The sequence below is a fragment of the Gordonia sp. NB41Y genome, assembly GCF_030718915.1.
GTDB lineage: Bacteria > Actinomycetota > Actinomycetes > Mycobacteriales > Mycobacteriaceae > Gordonia > Gordonia desulfuricans.
Window position 1 is genome coordinate 2,998,630 of the sequence record NZ_CP132196.1, and the last position, 17,263, is coordinate 3,015,892.

Genomic DNA, 17,263 nt, shown 5'->3' on the forward strand with positions numbered 1-17,263 from the left:
CGTCACCGCGTCAACTCGGCGATGGCCTCCCGTGTACCGAGGTCACCGTAGGCCGCCGAATAGCGCTGTGCCAGAGCAGCCGCCACGTCGACCCGTTGCCACAGACCGCCGGCCGCACTGGCGGTGGCCAGCCACGTCGCCAGACCGTGGGCGACCGACGCCCGATACCGCAACCAGATCTCCTCCGGTGCAGGCTTTTCCGCATCGGGAAGGTCGAGCGCGTCGCGATACTCGGCCAGCAGGTCACGTTCGTGGGCGCGGCGATCGGCGGTGGTCAACGCGCCCTGCACGAAGTAGCCGACGTCCAGTGACCAGTTCCCGCGCCGGGCCATCTGCCAATCGAGCAGGCCCAGTTCACCGTTCGCCGTGACGTAGGTGTTGCCGATGTGCGGATCACCGTGCAGGAGAGTGGGCGTCGACGTCGCCACCGTCTCGATGAAGGGCTTCCAGATGTCGTCGACGAGTTCGTCGATCGACAGTGCGAGCACCTCGCCGGGGGTGGTGTCGTCGAGCAGGGCGATCGCCGAGGGGAGATCGGCGTACTTCAGTCCCTCGAAGGCGACGAACGGCTCGAGCCAATCGAGTTCGGGGATCTGCACGCGTCGACCCCAGTATCTGCTGTGCAACCGCCCCAGCGCCCGGACACCGGACGCCGCTTGCCGGGGTGTCAACGGATGCAAGGCATCACGAGGCTGTGCGCCACGGGCGACGACGTCCTCCATCACCAGCAGGAAGTCCTGGGAGTCCTCGTCGATCACCGCCGCGTACACCGCGGGATGGTCGACGGGGAGCGTGGCACCGGAGGCGAACAGACGCGGCTCGTGGAACATCCCACTGGTCAACTGGATCAGCTCACGGTGCGCCGGGTCGACCGACTTGGTGAAAACCGTTGCCGGGCCGTTGCCCTGGCGGTAGCCGAGTGCCAGGCGTGCACGCCGGTTGGTGCCGTCGTCGCGCAACACCACCTCGACGTCGGCGACCTCCACCCCGGGATGGGTCGGGGCGAGCACCTCCGACAACCACTCGGGGGTGATCTCGTCGGCACTTCTCGGCATGGTCGGCACGCTCATGGGCTCCCCTGACTCGCGCATAGTGGCGCGTCGAACCGTACCGAGAGTCGTGGCCCCCACCGGCGACGATCCCGATGGGCAGGATGCGGGTGGCAGCAAAATCTAGGCGATCACGCCGATGTCTTGCGTCGCGGATCCGACCAGGATCAGGTCAGCAGATCGATCCACGACGACGAGAGAAGACATCATGAAGAAGAACACGCTCCGAGCACTGACCTTCAGCGGGATCGCGGCCTGCGCCGTCATCGGGGCCGCCGCCACCGCGGGCACCGCGTCGGCCGATCACGTCAACCAGCCGAAGCCGAGCGGCCCGCCGTGGAGCGAATCGCGTGACGGACTGACGTACTGCTTCGAGGGTTTCTGTGACAACTGGGACAAACTCGACAACTATGTGTGTACGACCGGAGCACCCACGGCCCTGGTCTGCGACGCGATCATGGTGGGGGTTCGTGTACTCCCCCCGATGAACATCGGTGACCTCGTTCCGCACAACATCATCAAATAGGAGCGCCCACCGCACATTCCGGCCTGGAAGTGACCACACGGCATGTCCGACACGAAAGAGAAGAACCTCAACCCGCTGGCGATCTTCGCCGGCTTCATCCCCTGGATCGTCTTCGCCATCGTCGCCTCGCGGCTGGCCGCCGACGGCGTCGCCTGGAGCGCGCTGTTGGCCGCGGCGATCGGCGTGGTGTTCATCGTCTACAACCGGCGCACGGGTGGCCCCACCCAGATGGACATCTACTCGGTTGTCCTGTTCGGGGTGATCGCCGTGGTCGGCTTCATCGGTGACCACGCCGTCGACGACTGGCTCTACCAGTGGGGACGTCCGCTGGTGGGTGTGATCCTCGGGCTGACGCTGCTGGCGACATCACCGGTACGCCCGTTCACCGCCGAATACGCCAAGCGGTCGACACCCCGCGAATTCTGGGACTCACCGCTGTTCCGCCGCATCAACCTCGTCCTGTCCGCGGCGTGGGGTGTGGTGATCACCCTGATCGGGGTGTCGAGCGTGCTCGTCACCGTATTCGACGCCCACCCGACCGGAACCGACAGCGCGCACCTGGTGGACTTCTTCCTCAACTGGGCCATCCCGATCGTGCTGATCGTCTGGATGGTGCACTTCACCAACAGCTATCCCGATCGTGCCCGAGACCGATACCTGGCAGGGCAGACAGCCGTCTGAGGGTGGAACGGGTCGTCCGCGCCGGCGGTTCTGACGGTGGTCAGACCGCCGGTGCGGCCACCGCCTCCGCCTCGTCGGCCGCGCCGATCGGCCTGCGCACATTGATCAGGAGACCCGCCTCGAGTGCCACGCCGGCCAGGATCGCCGCGGCCACATAGAAGCCGATGCTCTGGCCGTGCACCATCGCCTGTGCCTGGAGTGCCGCGACGTCGGCCGGTCCGCGGACCGACGCCATGTGATCGGTGACGTAGGCGGCGGCCACGTTGACGGCGATGGTGTTGAGCAACGCGGTACCCACCGCGCCACCGACCTGCTGGGAGGTGTTCACCATCGCCGACGCGACACCGGCGTCGCGGGGTTCCACCCCGTAGGTGGCGAGGTTGATCGAGGTCATGAACACCGTGCCCATGCCGGCGCCGAGCAGCAACAGCGCGGGGAACACCACACTCCAGTAGCGGGTGGACTCCGCCGAGATCTGGCTCAGCAGCAGCATCCCGCAGGCACCGAGCAGCGCGCCGGGCACCAGCAGATATCGCGGTGGGACGCGGGTGATCAGCCGTGCCGCGATCTGGGTGGAACCCACCAGCATGCCGAAGACCATCGGGAGGAAGGCGACGCCGGCGCTCAGCGGTGAATAGTGGTGCACCACCTGCATGTACAGCGTGAGGAACAGGAACGACCCGAACATCGCGATCACGGCCAGCGCGACGCTCAGATAGGCGCCGCCGCGAGCGCGGTCGGCGACGACGCGCAACGGCAGCAGCGGATGCCGGCTGCGGGTCTGCCAGAAGACGAAGGCCGCCAACAACACCACCGCGGCGATCAGGCAGGAGATGGTGCCCGTGTCACCCCAGCCCTTCTCGGCGGCCCGGCTGAATCCGTACACCACCAGGGCGAGCCCGGCACCACCCAGGATCACGCCCGGGATGTCGAGTCGAGGCGTGTGATCGTCGGCGCGCGGCGGCTCCTTGATCTCGACGATCGCCCCGAACAGGGCGACCACGGCGAACACCACGTTGATGTACATGGTCCAGCGCCAGTCCAGGAACTGGGTGAGCAGACCGCCGAGCAGCAGACCCACCGCGGCGCCGCCACCGGCGATCGCGCCGAAGATACCGAAGGCACGGGCCCGCTCCTGCGGAGCGGTGAACATCACTGTCAGCAGAGAGAGGGCGGCCGGGGCCAGCAATGCACCGAAGGCGCCCTGCAGGGCCCGGGCACCGAACAGCATCCCCTCGTTGACCGCCGCACCACCCAGTGCGGAGGCGAAGGCGAAGCCGACCAGCCCGGTCATCAGGGCGCGTCGGCGACCCCACAGATCGGCGATGCGGCCACCGAAGAGCAACAGGCCACCGAAGGCCAGGGCATAGGCGGTGATCACCCACTGCTGGTTGGCGGTGCTGATCCCGAGATCGGCTTTGGCGTCGGGGAGCGCGATGTTGACCACGGTGCCGTCGAGCACCACCATCAGCTGCGCCAGACAGATGAAGACGAGGGCCTTCCAGCGGCGCGGGTCAGGGTCGGCGGACGGCAGCACAACAGGATCGGACATTCGTCGACTCGCTTCTGTGGACGGAGCGTGCCGTTTCAGCGTACGCCGTAGCGGAAGTGGGTGAGATGTGCTCTGGCTCTGCGGATTTCGGTATCGGAAGGAACGGGCAAATCAGTCATAATCGGCGCAGTGTGTTCGGGCTGCTGCCGAACGCAGCCATCTCCGAGGTGGTCACGTGGAGGTGCCCGGCCGGCGGTTCGATCAGCAGCATCGGCGCCGTGCACGGTGGTTGAGCAGGTCGTCCTCGCGCAGCGAGGCCGCCCGTCTGTCGAAACCTCTGTCGGTTGCGGTTGGAACGTACCCCTTCTTCGAGGTGGTCACCATCTGAGGTTGGCCGGCGGAGATTTCGACACGTCTCGTCGCTGCGCTCCTCGTCGGCTCAATCATCGTGGAGGGAAACGCTCGTCGTCAGCGTGGTGGGTAACGCTCGTCGTCGGGTTGATTGGCAACGTCGGCGTCGTGCATGGTGGTTGAGCAGGTCGTCCTCGCGCAGCGAGGCCGCCCGTTTGTCGAAACCTGTGTGGGTTGCGGCTGGAACGCACCTCTTCTTCTGGGGTGGTCACCATTTGAGGTTGGCCGGCGGAGATTTCGACTCGTCTCGTCGCTGCGCTCCTCGTCGGCTCAATCATCGTGGTGGGTAACGCTCGTCGTCAGCGTGGTGGACAGCGCTCGTCGTCGGCGTGGTGGGCAGCGCTCGTCGTCGGTTCGATTGGCAGCATCGGCGCCGTGCATGGTGGTTGAGCAGGTCGTCCTCGCGCAGCGAGGCCGCCCGTTTGTCGAAACCTGTGTGGGTTGCGGCTGGAAGGCACCCTTCTTCTGGGGTGGTCACCATTTGAGGTTGGCCGGCGGAGATTTCGACTCGTCTCGTCGCTGCGCTCCTCGTCGGCTCAATCATCGTGGAGGACGGCGCTCGTCGTCAGCGTGGAGGACAGCGCTCATCGTCGGTGTGGTGGGTAACGCTCGTCGTCGGTGTGGAGGGCAACGCTCGTCGTCGGTGTGGTGGATGTGGCCGGTCAGCTACTCATCACCCGGCACGGGCCCGTCGACTCGCGGACGACGAGCTCCACCGGGAACTGGACCGAGCGGGCGGCGGCGCCGGCCGGGTCGTCGAGGATGCCGAGCATGAGCCGGGCGGCCTCGGCGCCCATCGCGTGGTGGTCGACGGCGACGGTGGTGAGCGCCGGGGACATCAGTTCGGCACTCGGGACGTCGCTGTAGCCCACCACGCTGATCTGTTCGGGGCAGTGGATCTTCCTGGAGCGCAACTCCTTCAGCACGCCGAAGGTCACGAGGTCGCTGAATCCGACGATCGCGGTGCAGTCGGTGGTGTCGAGCAGGTGGATTGCGGCGGCCCTGCCCTGCTCGGCATCGATGCGGTCGATCGTCACCACGAGCGAATCGTCCTCGGGTAGACCGTGATCGGTCATCGCGTTCCGGTAGCCGTGTCGGCGCGCGACCCCGGTGCTGACCGTTGCGGGACCGGCGATGTGGGCGATCCTGGTGTGCCCCAAGCCGACCAGATGGTCGACGATCAGTCGCATGCCGCGGTCGTCGTTGCTGATCACCTCGGGGTTCTCGCCGTTCGGGCAGGCGCGCAACAGGTTCACCACCGGTGCCACCTTGGCGAACCGGCCGGTGCCGTCGGGGTCGCCGACCACGGAGGTGGTGACGATCAGCCCGTCGACGTGGCGGGCCTCGAGCGTGCGCAGCTGGGCCAGCTCCCGGGCGGGATCGTTGTGGGTGTCGACGAACAGGGTGGCGTAGCCGGCCGCGGTGGTCACCTCGTCGATACCGCGGAGCAGATGGGCGAACAGCGGCACGGTGAGGTCGCCGATCACCACGCCGATGGTGTTGCTGCGTGAGCTGGCCAGGCTGCGCGCCATCGGATTGGGCAGATAGTGCAGCTCGTCGGCGGCAGCCAGCACACGCTCGAGCGTCTCGGCACTGACCAGATGCCGGGTGCGCTCGTTGAGCGCGCGTGACGCCGTCGCCGGGTGGACGTCGGCGAGCTTGGCGACGTCGGCCAATCGGGATCGCACGGACACGCCCCTCCCCTGCTCTCGGTCCGCTGAATGGTCCTCATCGTACCGCCTCGGCCGAGTTAATGCGAGCGTTTGCATACAGGTGGAAGCAATGCGACGTTGACAGCAAGCGCTTGCATTGGCATTCTGAATGCGAGCGCTTGCAGTGGTCTGGCACACACTGCGGCCCCGAACTCCGACAGCCGCCCAGGAGAACCGATGACCACCGACCTGATGCGACCCGAGGCCTTGGCCGAGGCCGTTCTCGAGAGCTTCGAACGCACCGAGAACCCACGACTCAAAGAGGTCCTGCAGAGCCTCACCCGGCACCTGCATGCCTTCGTCGCCGAGGTCGACCTCACCTTCGAGGAGTGGGAGACCGCGATCGACTTCCTCACCCGCACCGGCCACACGTGGGACGACGTCCGCCAGGAGTTCATCCTGCTCTCCGACGTCCTCGGTGTGTCGATGCTGGTCGAGACGCTCAACGACATCGAGACCCCGGACGCCACCGAATCCACGGTGCTCGGACCGTTCCACATGGTGGAGTCGCCGAAACGTGAACTCGGCGAAAATGTCTCGCCGTCGAGCGTCGGACAGACCTGCGTGGTGCACGGCACCGTCCGGGCCGAGGACGGTACCCCGGTGCCGGGTGCGCTGGTCGACGTCTGGCAGGCCGACGCGGACGGCTTCTACGACGTCCAGCAACCCGATCTGCAGCCCCTCGGCAACGGCCGCGGCCTGTTCACCACCGACGACCAGGGTCGATTCGCCTTCGAATCGATCGTCCCGGCACACTATCCGATCCCGACCGACGGTCCGGTGGGCGAACTGCTCGCCGCCACCGGCCGGCACGCCTACCGGCCCGCGCACATCCACTTCATCGTCACCGCACCGGGATTCCGGGAGCTGACCACCCACATCTTCGTCGACGGCAGCGAGTACATCGACTCCGATGCGGTGTTCGCGGTCAAGGAGTCACTGATCCGGTCCTTCGTCCCGCGCCCCGCAGGCACCGACAACCCGTGCGGTGTCACCGGAGAGTTCGTCGACGCCCAGATCGACATCACCATCCACGCCGAAAGCGACGACGAGAACTGATGCAGCCCTTCAGCTATGACGCCCTGCCCATGCGAGTTCGCTTCGGCGAGAAGGCTCTCGAGCAGCTGCCCGGCGAGCTCGCGGAACTCGGTGTCAGCCGGGCGGTGGTGCTGACCACCCCGCGCGAACAGGCCTTCGGTGAGCAGGTCGACGAACTGCTCGGACCCGTGGGGCTGGGGGTGTATCCGCATGCGGCGATGCACGTCCCGGTGAGTACGGCCGACGCGGCCTGCGCGTACATCGCGGAGGTGGGCGCCGACAGCGTCGTCTGCCTCGGCGGTGGTTCCACCGTCGGACTCGGCAAGGCCGTCGCACTGCGCACCGGGCTGCCGATCATCGCCGTACCCACCACATATGCGGGCTCGGAGATGACCCCGGTCTGGGGGCTGACCGAGGACGGGATCAAACGCACCGGCCGCGACCGCCGGGTGCTGCCGACATCGGTGATCTATGACCCGACGCTTTCTACCGGGCTCCCCGTGGAGGTGTCGGTGACCAGTGGCTTCAATGCGATCGCGCATGCCGTCGAGGGCCTCTACGCCCCGGATGCGTCGCCGATCATCTCGCTGATGGCGGCCGAGGGTGTCGCACACATGCTCACCGCGCTGCCCGCGATCGTCGCGGATCCGGCGGATCTGCAGGCCCGCTCGGATGCGCTGTACGCGGCGTGGCTGTGCGGCGCGGTGCTCGGCGCCACCACCATGGGCCTGCACCACAAGCTCTGCCACATCCTCGGCGGCACCTTCGACCTGCCGCACGCCGACACCCACTCGGTGGTCCTGCCCTATGTGATGGCGTTCAACCTGTCGGCCGCACCGGCCGCCGCCGACGCCCTCGTGCGGGCCACGGGTACGGACTCGCCGGCCACCCTGGTCCGCGAACTCGAACAGAGCCTGGGCGTCGTCGGATCGCTGGCCGAACTGGGAATGCCCGAATCCGGGATCGACGAGGTGATCCGGCAGGCGCTCGCCGCGCCGTACAGCAATCCGCGGCAGGTCACCGAGGCCGACCTGCGGACACTGGTCACCGCGGCATTCATCGGCAGCCCGATCGGCTGACCCCCGACCTCCCGGTCAGCGTTCGCGCCGGTTCGGATCGGGCCGACTTCCACTCGGTGCCGGTTCGGATGGGGCCGGTTCGGATGGGGCCGGTTCGGATCGGGCCGGCTCAGTCGGCGATGTCGAACCCGGCGATCACCTTGGTCGGCTCCAGGCGCACCACCAGTTCGCCGGGGACGGCATTGCGATTGCCGTAGTCGTCGGCCCGGTCGGCGCCCATGTAGCGCGCCGCGATCCGGGTGGCCGTGTCGAGCAGATCGGCCGGATCCTCGCTGATCGTCGCGGTGCCCTGCACCTGCACGAACGAGAACGGTGGACGCTCGTCGTCGACGAGGATGCAGATCCGCGGATCTCGGCTCAGCGCACGGCCTTTCGCAGTCTCGGAGCCGGTGTTGAAGACCAGCACACCGTCGTCGACGATGAACCAGACGGGCGCCACCAGCGGGCGTCCGTCGGCGGCGACAAAGGCGAGTTTGCCGGTGCGGGTGCCTTCGGTGAGGAAGTCGAGGACGGTGTCGGTGAGGTCGGCGTCGGCCATGGACCCATCATGCCCGCCCGGGCCGCGGGTCCGCCATCACCGCGGCGACTATCGCATCAACCGGTCGTAGGTGGCGGTGAGCATCTCCACCAGCACGTCGAGGATGGTGCCGAGGTCGGCGGGCTCGGTGGTGCCGATGTCGACGTGCTCGGTGGCCACCGACAGCAGGTACCAGTCCACCAGGAGCTGGGTGATCGCGCCGATCAGCCCGACCGCCGCCAGGCGCTGCACCGGACTGGGCGCCCGCTCCCCCATGATCAGGGACAGCAACAGCTGGGCCCAGTCGTGGATGGCGCGCATCCGCACCGACTCGACGGTGGGGTCGACGCCGACCACCTCGAAGAGGATGACGCGGGCCCGCCGCGGATCACCGGAGAGCGTGTCGAGGAAGGTGCCGAGGATGGCGCGGGCCGCCGGGGTGACGTCGTCGGCGGCGATCGGGCGTCCGTCGTCGAGATACCCGGCCGCGGCGGTCAGCACCTCTGCCCGCGCGGTCGTCACGCACTCCTCGTAGACCGCCACCAACAGGGCCGTCCGGTCGGCGAAGGACTCGTAGAAGTAGCGCTGGGTGAGGCCTGCGTGGTCGCAGACGCGTTTGACCGACACGTTGGGGTACCCATGCTCCCCGAACAGGTCCAGACCGGCCTCGACGAGCTGGGCGCGCCGCCGGGTACGCCGTTCGTCGGCGTCGGCCCCGCCGTATCGGCGTCCGCCGGCCACGTCGGTGGTGGGCTCGGCGGTCATCGCGGCTCCTGGAGATGTCGGCGGGATCGTGGACACCACGATATCTGACAAGCTATCGTGTCACATAACAATCTGACATGCAGGAGTGTCAGATGCTCACCCGGAGGTGGCCATGCTGGATCTGCTACCCGAGCCGATGCGTGAGCCGACGCTGCTCGCCATCCCGTTCTTCCTCACGCTGCTCGTCATCGAGTGGGTCGCCGCGTGGAAACTCGACGACCATGACCGGCCCGACCCCGACGAGGTCCGGGCCGACGACGGGCGCGCCCATCCCCCGGTGGGCGGCTACGAGACGCGCGATGCCCGGGCCTCGATCTCGATGGGTCTGGTCTCGATCGCGACCAGCGCCGGCTGGAAGGCCCTGGGCCTGCTCGCCTACACCGCGATCTTCGCCTACCTCGCCCCGTGGCAGCTCCCGGCCTCCGCCTGGTACACGTGGGTGATCGGGTTCATCGGGGTGGACCTGCTCTACTACTGGAACCACCGCATCTCCCACCGCGTGCGGCTGGTGTGGGCCACCCACCAGGCCCACCACTCCAGCGAGTACTTCAACTTCGCCACCGCACTCCGGCAGAAGTGGAACATCAGTGCGGCCCTGGTGATGTGGCTACCCCTGCCCTTCCTCGGCATCCCGCCGGCAGTGGTCTTCGCCTGCTACGGCCTGAACCTGATCTATCAGTTCTGGATCCACACCGAACACATCGGAAAGATGTGGCGGCCGGTCGAATTCGTGTTCAACACCCCCTCGCATCATCGGGTCCACCACGGCAGCGACGCCGACTACCTCGACAAGAACTATGCCGGTGTCTTCATCCTGTGGGACCGGATGTTCGGATCGTTCGCGGCCGAGACCCACCGTCCCACCTACGGATTGACCAAACCCGTCGGCACCTACAACATCTGGACGCTGCAGACCCACGAGTACGTCGCCATCGCCCGCGACGTCCGCGCCGCAGATCGGTTGCGGGACAAGCTCGGATACGCCTTCGGTCCACCCGGATGGGCGCCCGCCGACGGCCGGTCAGTCCGCGCCGGTACCGGCCTCGTTGAGTCGGGCGAGTAGCTCCGACAGCAGCGACTCGGCCCGATCGCCGGGGATGACGTCGAGCAGTGCCATCACCGGTGCCAGCTGCTCCGGCAACGCTGCCGCCCCCTCGCCACCGCCGAGCCCCAGTGACACCAGGATCTCCTGTGCCGCATCCGATCCCAGACGGCCGGGTTCGCCGAGTGCGGGGATCACCGTCGGCAGCTCCGACAGGTCGATCGGCGGCGCCCCGCGCACGGCGTCGGCGGCGGTCCCCAGGGCGGCGCACAGCTCGTCGACCACACCGTGGGTGACCGGGGTGACGGTCAGATGGGTGGTGTGTTCGAGCTCGGGACCACCGGTCTGCCGCAGGCCGGGCTGTGGCTGCAGGACGAAGCCGTGCTCGCGCACCCGATCCGCCCACAGATGCGGATCCACCCGATCCGGTTCCGGCACCGCCGGATCGGCGCGGACGGCGAGCAACGGACCGGTCGGGTCACCGACCACCTCCAGACCGCCGATCCCGTCGATCCGGTCCCTCAGACGTAGGGTGGCGTCCCGGGTGCGGGCGGCGAGTTCGGCGAAGCCCTCGGTCCCGAGGTACTCCACGACCGCCCACGCCGCCGCCAGGGACGTGGCCGAGCGGCTGCCCAGCATGGTCGGGTTCACCACCGGATAGCCGGGCCACGCCGTGGTGGCGAACCCCGCCGCCCGCTTGGCGTCACGGTTGGCGAACAGCAGCACCGAGGCGCCCTTGGGGGCGTAGCCGTACTTGTGCGCATCCATCGACAGACTGGTGACCCCGGCGACCCGGAAATCCCAGGGCGCCACCGCATCGGCGCCGCTCTCCCAGAACGGCAGCACCCAGCCGCCGATACATGCGTCCACATGCACCGCGACGCCCCGTGCCGCGGCCACCGGGGCGACGGCGGCGACGGGATCGAGTCCGGCGAAGGGATAGTTCGGCGCCGACAACACGACCAGTGCGGTGCGTTCCGACAGGCGCCCGATCACCTCCTGCGGATCCACCGCACCATGGCCGTCCACCGGGACGAGGTCGAGCTCGACGTCGAAATAGGCTGCGGCCTTGTGGAAGGCGGCATGCGCGGTCACCGGTGCGACCACCACCGGGATCCCGGTCGTGGCATCGGATGTGGCCGCGCGGGCCGCCCGCCACCGATCCCGTGCGGATTTGACCGCGAGCAGGCAACTCTCGGTTCCGCCACTGGTCACCAGACCCACCGCCCGCTCCCCCGACGGCAACCGGTCGCCGTGTACCAGGCCCGCGGCGAAGTCGATGAGCCGCTGTTCCATCCGGGCCACCGACGGGAACGTCGTCGGATCCAGGCCGTTGAGCGACTGCACCGCGGCGGCCGCCCGGCGGGCGAGCTCGTCGAGCTCGGCCAGACCCGGGTCGTACACATAGGACAGCACACGTCCGCCGTGGGTCGGGGCGTCGTCGGCGCGTAACCGCTCGAGCCGGGCGAGGATCGCGTCGATGCGGGGTGATTCGGTCACAGGGTCTCTTTCTCCGCAGACGGTGTGGCGTCGATATCGCTGCGCCGCAGTGGATATCGTGCGATCAGCAGCAGGCTGAGCAGGGTGAGTGCGGCCGGCACCACGCTGAAACCGCCCACCATCGCCACGATCGCCGAACGGGGTTGGTGCACCGCGGAATCGGCATCGGAGGAGATGTAGTCACCGAGGGCGAGCAGCACGGTGAACACCACCGCACCCAGCGCCATCCCGCTGGTCTCCCCGGCGGTCCACACACCGCCGATCACCCCGGCGGTGGACTGGCCGTGCCGGCGCTCGTCGTGGGTGATCACATCCGGCAGCATCGCCATCGGCAGCGACTGCATACCGGCATAGGCGGCACCGGCCACCCCGATCGGGAGGTACACCCACCCGCCCGGCGACCACCACAGCCCGATCAGGCAGAGCGTGGCCACCGCGAAGAGCACGGACGCGGCAGCGAATCCGGCCTCCTTGCCGATCCGCCGGGACAGCATGCCCCACAACGGTGCACAGATCAGGGCCGGTGCGATGAGGGCGGCGAACAGTCCGGAGATCGCGGCCTCGGAATCGAGCACCCAGGTCGCGATGTACTGGGCGCCCGCGAGCATCAGCCCGGTCGCCAGCCCCTGCAGGACGAACGCGCCGAGCAGTGTCCGTAACGGCGCGCTCCGGCGCAGCACCGCCAGTCCGGTCCGGTACCCCTCGCCCACCACAGCTGTGCCGGCGGCCTGCGGGTGCGTGGTGGTCTCGGGCGGACGGGCGTCGTCGGCGGTGCGGGAGGCGACCAGCATGGCCGCACCGATCACCACGCCCGACACCACCGCCATGATCAGATAGCCCACCGCCGGTGACCCGCCGAGTTCCCGCAGCGCCGGCCCGCCCGCACCGAAGGCCAGGATGCCCACGGTCAGCACCGCCACCCGCACGGTCAGCAGCCGGGTGCGCTCGTCATAGCGGTCGGTCAGCTCCGCGGGCAGCGCGATGTAGGGCACCTGGAACAGGCTGAACGTGGTGGCCGCCAACAGGAATGCGATGGTCACCCACACCGCGGCCGGCCCGCCGGCCAGGCCGGTCGGCACCGCGAAGGTCAGCGCGAAGAAGACCGGCAGGGCCAGCGCGCCGATCGTCATGAATCGTCGGCGCGAACCACGTTGTGCGGCATCGTGATCGCTGAGCGCACCGATCGCCGGGTCGATCAGCACATCCCAGATCTTGGCGATCGCGACGATGGCGCCGGCCGCCACCGCGGCCACCCCGAGCGTGTCGGTGAGGTAGTAGACCAGCACGAGTCCGGGCAGTGTGGCGAACCCGCCGGTGCCGAGTGAACCGAGGCCGTAGCGGGCCAGGGTGGCGCGGCGCAGCGTGCCCTGCGGGCGCGGTGACGTCATCGGGCGGTCCCGACGATCAGCTCGTCAGTCCCACCTTGGAGATGGCCACTTGATAGCCGCTCGACCCGCTGGGCAACGAGGTGATCCAGATCAGCAGATCCTTGGCGGGCTTCGGATCGGTGACGGTCAGGGTGGTGCTCGGCCGGTCGACGGTGCCCGATGCCACCTCGGTGGTCTGGCGCAGGGTGGCGTCGGCCGACGTCGCGGTGCGCACCGAGACGTCGAAACCCGGTGTCGTGGTGGTGATGGTGACCGTCTTGACGGCCTGTTCGGACCCGAGGTCGAACATCAGGCCCAGCCCGTCCTTGAGCCCGGCGAACTCCGCGGCCCGGTAGACGTCGGAGCGCCAGCCCGGCGGCGTCCCGCCGAGGACGTTGCCCACCAGGTCGGGATTGTCACCGGACTGCCCCGAGTAGTCCACCAGCGTCACCGCGGCCGGCACGATCGCCCCGCCCGCCCCGGTGGTGGCAGCGGTGGACGGTTGCTGTGCCGACGCCGACTCCGACGTGGTGGGTCCCAGGAACGTGCCGATGTCGCTGTTGTCGTCGCCACCGCCGAAGACGCCGGTCATCCACACCACCAGCGCGATGATCACGAAGATCACCAGCAGGGCCGCACCGGCGAGCAGCGGACCGGTCCGGCGGTTGCGCTCCGGTTCGGTGGTGCCGATCTTCGGCGGCGGTGCCATCGTCACCGGGGAGTCGTCGCGGCCGATCGCGGGCAGCATGTCGGTCTTGAGGTCGACCACGGTCGCCTGGTCGAGGACGTGCTGCACCGTCGCCGCGGTGCGGATACCCCGGGTGCCGTCGAGGGCGCGGGCGGCCACCGCGGAGATCTCGAACGGGATCTCCGGATCCACCTCGCGCGGCTCGATCGGTGCGTCGTCCTTGCCCGGGATGGCGGCCGGCAGCCCGTCGACGGTGTCGGTGGTGTCGGTGGTGGTGGTCAGGCGTGAGCCGGTGACGGCGTCGAGCGGCCAGCGCTGCAGCAGTAGCGCGTAGAGCACCGCACCGAGACCACGGACGTCCGACGACTGGTCGTCACCGGCCAGGGTGCCCGGGAAGGCCAGCACGGCGTTGCCGTCGGTGCTGATCCGGATGCGTGACGGATGGTCGATCGACAGCGCACCGCCCGACCGGTGGGCGGCTTCGGCCGCGGCGGCCAGGGCGCGCACCGCGCGGGCGGCACCGATCGGCGACGGATGGGTGCGTGCGACGTCGACCAGCGACGAGCCCTGCACCCACTCGGCGACGACGATGCCACCGGACGAGCCGCGCACCACGTCGAGGACGCGGGCCACGCCGGCCGACGAGATCTGACCCAGCCGCAGAGTACGGGTGAGGACCGCCTGGGGACCCTCGTCGGTCTCCTTGGCGGTGGTGTCGCGGCCGGCCGGCGGAGCCAACTGTTCGGCGTCGACGAAGGTCAGGGCCACCTCGCGGTCGAGGTTGATGTCCTGGGCCTTCCAGAACTGCAGTCCACGGGTGCCACCGTGGTGCTCGAGCAGCCGGTAACGGCCACCGGCGACGGCAGCGCCCGGTACCAGACGCGGTCCGCGGCGGCGTGGTGCGACGACCGGCTCGGCCCGATCGGGATCGGGCACGACGGCGGCCGGCGGGGCGCCGACCGGACCGGGGACGGCCGGGTCGGGCCGGGGAGCATCGGACGTGGAGATCGGGGTCCCGCTGACCTCGGGACGATCCGGGGTGGTGTCGACACCGCTGTCACTCACGTGACGCGCTCCTCTCCGGCGATAACGCATGTCCGGCGGCCGATGCGACGGCGACCAGGCGGTGACACCGGTGCCGCCCGCGGCTCCGCCGGAATGCACCGAATACGACTGCCAGGTCGCGGTCCCGCGATCGAACCGCCGGAGTACCTGTACCTGACCAGAGTACGGGAGCGATTCGTCGGTCGTGATCCGTGGAAACTGAACCGTGATGGTCGGCGCGGACGGGGTCTCCGGCTCGTCCTTCGGGGCCAGCGAGGGCACGAATCGGCCCAGCATACGGCGCACCGAGTTCATGATCGCCACCACGTCGCGGACCCCTGCCGCGGCGAGCCCGGCATAAATCACGCCGAGTACAACGATCGCGGTCAGCACCAGATAGGCGATCGAGCCGATCTTGCCGTGCTGCGTCGCGAGATCCAGCCCGGCGAGGTGGGCGATGAACCACACCACGAAGGCCACCGACACCGACACCGCGATCGACACGATCGTGGTGTAGCTGACGTCGGCCAACCGGGCCGGTTTCTCCGGCGTGCTCAGCCGTGCCTTGAGCAGGTAGTGCCCGACGACCGCGCCGACCAGGTAGCCCAGACCGTTCGACAGCGCCAGCCAGCGCACCACCAGCTCCGGGTCGCTGAACAGCACCGGACCCAGATACGACGCGGTGACCTTCACCGCGGTGATACCGAGCACCATCAGCGTCGGGGTCCAGGCGTCCTCGCGGGCATAGAACACCCGCAGCTGCACCAGCGTCATCGCATACGGGATCAGGGTGAACGCACCCCAGGCGAGGGTCGAACCGAGCTGTGAGGCCACGTCGGCGTCGAATCGGCCGAAGTTGAACACGGCGACACCGATCGCCGGTCCGAAGAAGGTCATGTAGGCGACGATCGGTACCAGGGCGACCATCGTCAGCCGCGTCGCCAGGGACATGTCGTCGACCACCGAATCGGTGTCGTCGGCGGCGGCATTGCGCGACAGCCGCGGCATGATCGCGGTCAGGATGGTCACGCCGAGCACGCCGTACGGCAGCTGCAGCAGTTGCCAGTGGGTGGCGTAGACCGAGATACCGGAGGCGTCGGCGTGCGCGGCGATGCGGTAGGTGACCACCAGGCCGGCCTGCAGGATCGTCACGTACAGGACGATCGCGACGGCCATGTTGCCGAACCGCCGCAACCGGGCGTCCAGTCCCCACTGCAACTGCAGCTTCACACCGGCCTTGCGCAGGTACGGCACGAGGACGACGGCCTGTACCACGACGCCGAGGGTGGTGCCGATGCCGAGCACCAGCAGCTGCGGATCGGTCATCCGCACCGGGTTCAGCGTGATCTCGCCGGGCATCAGCGCGTACAGCACCAGGGTCGCGATCTGCACGACGTTGTTCATCACCGGCGCCCACGCACCCGGTTTGAACAGGCCCTTCATGTTCAGGATCGCGATGAACAGCGCCGAGAGCCCGTAGAACAGGATCTCCGGTAGCAGCAGATAGGCGAGCGCGGTGGTCAGTGGTCGGTTGACGTCACCGTCGCCGACGTTGAGGTAGGTCAGCAGGGGTGCGGCGATCAGCGCGATCACCGTGGCGCTGCCGAGGGTGACGAGCGTGAGGGTGAAGATGCGGTTGATGAAGCCGCGTCCGCCGTCCTCGTCCTCCACCTCGGCGCGCACCAGCACCGGGATGACGATCGCGGTGAGCACGGCACCGAGGACGACCTCGGCGATCATGCTGGGCAGCACATACGCGGCCTGGAACGCCGACGCGATCGCCGGGCCGAGCATCGCCAGCACCAGGATGGTGCGGACGAATCCGGTGATCCGGCTGGTCAGGGTGGCCAGCGCGATCGAGCCGCTGGTCCGCAGGATCGACGAGTCGGAGTCGCGGGCCAGGCCGTCGGCCGGGGAATCGTCGTCGCCGACGGCGTCGGAGGTCTGCTCCAGCACCGACGACACGGCCCGGGCACTGCCGGCGTCGGGTGCCTCGTGCTTGTTCTGGTGTGCCTGCGGCTGGGGTTTCCGGGTGCGCGCCGCGTCGGTTCCGGCCCGGCCGGACAGCGGTGGCGCATCGGCGAGCGGACCCGACAGCGGCGTCGGCCGCTGCGGCCCGCCGGAACGGGGAGCCTGGCCCTCGCGCGGGGGCTGCCCCGACCGTCCGGCACGCGGATCACGCGGATCCCGCGGATCCCGCGGATCCCGCGGATCCCGCGGATCCCGCGGATTCGGCGGAACACGCGGCGGCGGGGGCACGCGACGGGGCGCGGCGCGACGGGGGATGTCGTCGCGCGGTCCTCGGTCGCTCATACCCCTGCCTTGGTCGGTGCTCTGGTCGTTGCTGTGCGG

Annotated in this window: 13 protein-coding genes; 5 read left to right on the top strand and 8 right to left on the bottom strand. The window is 68.8% G+C overall.

Features of this window, described 5'->3' with window-relative positions; all coding sequences use genetic code 11:
- Positions 1-2: 2 nt before the first annotated feature.
- On the bottom strand, positions 3-1,070 hold the full coding sequence (locus Q9K23_RS12955; protein ID WP_020789830.1) for a phosphotransferase: 1,068 nt from the start codon (positions 1,068-1,070) through the stop codon (positions 3-5).
- Positions 1,071-1,257: 187 nt separating this feature from the next.
- Here Q9K23_RS12955 and Q9K23_RS12960 point away from each other — a divergent pair, with 187 nt between their 5' ends.
- Together Q9K23_RS12960 and Q9K23_RS12965 are read left to right on the top strand one after the other, a co-directional pair.
- Positions 1,258-1,575, top strand: coding sequence for a hypothetical protein (locus tag Q9K23_RS12960; RefSeq protein WP_053777261.1), 318 nt, complete (start codon positions 1,258-1,260; stop codon positions 1,573-1,575).
- 42 nt (positions 1,576-1,617) lie between these two features.
- Complete coding sequence (locus tag Q9K23_RS12965) at positions 1,618-2,256, top strand: hypothetical protein (protein WP_020789831.1); 639 nt, start codon at positions 1,618-1,620, stop codon at positions 2,254-2,256.
- A 40-nt stretch (positions 2,257-2,296) separates the two neighbouring features.
- Here the strand turns inward: Q9K23_RS12965 and Q9K23_RS12970 are convergent, their stop codons facing one another.
- Both Q9K23_RS12970 and Q9K23_RS12975 read right to left on the bottom strand, forming a co-directional pair.
- Positions 2,297-3,808 carry an MFS transporter gene (locus tag Q9K23_RS12970; protein WP_053777260.1) on the bottom strand — a complete coding sequence of 504 codons (1,512 nt, stop codon included), beginning with the start codon at positions 3,806-3,808 and terminating at the stop codon, positions 2,297-2,299.
- Positions 3,809-4,821: 1,013 nt separating this feature from the next.
- Positions 4,822-5,847, bottom strand: a complete 1,026-nt coding sequence (locus Q9K23_RS12975) for a LacI family DNA-binding transcriptional regulator (protein WP_020791515.1) — start codon at positions 5,845-5,847, stop codon at positions 4,822-4,824.
- Positions 5,848-6,048: 201 nt separating this feature from the next.
- Between Q9K23_RS12975 and Q9K23_RS12980 the strand changes: the two genes are divergently transcribed.
- A complete protein-coding gene (locus Q9K23_RS12980) occupies positions 6,049-6,930 on the top strand; it encodes a dioxygenase (protein ID WP_020791517.1) in 882 nt (293 codons plus the stop codon).
- Positions 6,930-7,988, top strand: a complete 1,059-nt coding sequence (locus Q9K23_RS12985; protein WP_053777258.1) for a maleylacetate reductase — start codon at positions 6,930-6,932, stop codon at positions 7,986-7,988. Before Q9K23_RS12980 ends, Q9K23_RS12985 begins: the two co-directional genes overlap by 1 nt.
- A gap of 109 nt (positions 7,989-8,097) precedes the next feature.
- On the opposite strand, the gene Q9K23_RS12990 is transcribed toward Q9K23_RS12985, so the two are convergent.
- Both Q9K23_RS12990 and Q9K23_RS12995 read right to left on the bottom strand, forming a co-directional pair.
- Positions 8,098-8,526 carry a PPOX class F420-dependent oxidoreductase gene (locus tag Q9K23_RS12990; RefSeq protein WP_020791512.1) on the bottom strand — a complete coding sequence of 143 codons (429 nt, stop codon included), beginning with the start codon at positions 8,524-8,526 and terminating at the stop codon, positions 8,098-8,100.
- Positions 8,527-8,574: 48 nt separating this feature from the next.
- Positions 8,575-9,270, bottom strand: a complete 696-nt coding sequence (locus tag Q9K23_RS12995) for a TetR/AcrR family transcriptional regulator (protein WP_187343548.1) — start codon at positions 9,268-9,270, stop codon at positions 8,575-8,577.
- 112 nt (positions 9,271-9,382) lie between these two features.
- Here Q9K23_RS12995 and Q9K23_RS13000 point away from each other — a divergent pair, with 112 nt between their 5' ends.
- Positions 9,383-10,333: a sterol desaturase family protein gene (locus Q9K23_RS13000; RefSeq protein WP_053777291.1), complete on the top strand. Its 951-nt coding sequence runs from the start codon at positions 9,383-9,385 to the stop codon at positions 10,331-10,333.
- On the opposite strand, the gene Q9K23_RS13005 is transcribed toward Q9K23_RS13000, so the two are convergent.
- From Q9K23_RS13005 to Q9K23_RS13015, 3 genes are read right to left on the bottom strand one after another with little or no spacing between them, the layout of a single operon-like run.
- The gene (locus Q9K23_RS13005; protein WP_305950144.1) at positions 10,292-11,812 is read right to left on the bottom strand and encodes an aminotransferase class V-fold PLP-dependent enzyme; all 1,521 of its coding nucleotides are present in this window, start codon (positions 11,810-11,812) and stop codon (positions 10,292-10,294) included. The two genes, Q9K23_RS13000 and Q9K23_RS13005, sit on opposite strands and share 42 nt — an antisense overlap.
- Positions 11,809-13,200, bottom strand: a complete 1,392-nt coding sequence (locus tag Q9K23_RS13010; protein WP_053777256.1) for an MFS transporter — start codon at positions 13,198-13,200, stop codon at positions 11,809-11,811. The genes Q9K23_RS13005 and Q9K23_RS13010 overlap by 4 nt, the downstream gene beginning before the upstream one ends.
- A 16-nt stretch (positions 13,201-13,216) precedes the next feature.
- Positions 13,217-17,224, bottom strand: a complete 4,008-nt coding sequence (locus tag Q9K23_RS13015; protein ID WP_053777290.1) for a murein biosynthesis integral membrane protein MurJ — start codon at positions 17,222-17,224, stop codon at positions 13,217-13,219.
- Between the last annotated feature and the right edge of the window lie 39 nt (positions 17,225-17,263).

Bases quoted from the DNA above. Each gene is read 5' to 3' on its own strand.
- Q9K23_RS12995 (WP_187343548.1), bottom strand. From the start codon at position 9,270: ATGACCGCCGAGCCCACCACCGACGTGGCCGGCGGACGCCGATACGGC.
- Q9K23_RS12955 (WP_020789830.1), bottom strand. From the start codon at position 1,070: ATGAGCGTGCCGACCATGCCGAGAAGTGCCGACGAGATCACCCCCGAG.
- Q9K23_RS12980 (WP_020791517.1), top strand. From the start codon at position 6,049: ATGACCACCGACCTGATGCGACCCGAGGCCTTGGCCGAGGCCGTTCTC.
- Q9K23_RS13000 (WP_053777291.1), top strand. From the start codon at position 9,383: ATGCTGGATCTGCTACCCGAGCCGATGCGTGAGCCGACGCTGCTCGCC.
- Q9K23_RS12990 (WP_020791512.1), bottom strand. From the start codon at position 8,526: ATGGCCGACGCCGACCTCACCGACACCGTCCTCGACTTCCTCACCGAA.
- Q9K23_RS12965 (WP_020789831.1), top strand. From the start codon at position 1,618: ATGTCCGACACGAAAGAGAAGAACCTCAACCCGCTGGCGATCTTCGCC.
- Q9K23_RS12970 (WP_053777260.1), bottom strand. From the start codon at position 3,808: ATGTCCGATCCTGTTGTGCTGCCGTCCGCCGACCCTGACCCGCGCCGC.
- Q9K23_RS13010 (WP_053777256.1), bottom strand. From the start codon at position 13,200: ATGACGTCACCGCGCCCGCAGGGCACGCTGCGCCGCGCCACCCTGGCC.
- Q9K23_RS12985 (WP_053777258.1), top strand. From the start codon at position 6,930: ATGCAGCCCTTCAGCTATGACGCCCTGCCCATGCGAGTTCGCTTCGGC.
- Q9K23_RS13015 (WP_053777290.1), bottom strand. From the start codon at position 17,224: ATGAGCGACCGAGGACCGCGCGACGACATCCCCCGTCGCGCCGCGCCC.
- Q9K23_RS12960 (WP_053777261.1), top strand. From the start codon at position 1,258: ATGAAGAAGAACACGCTCCGAGCACTGACCTTCAGCGGGATCGCGGCC.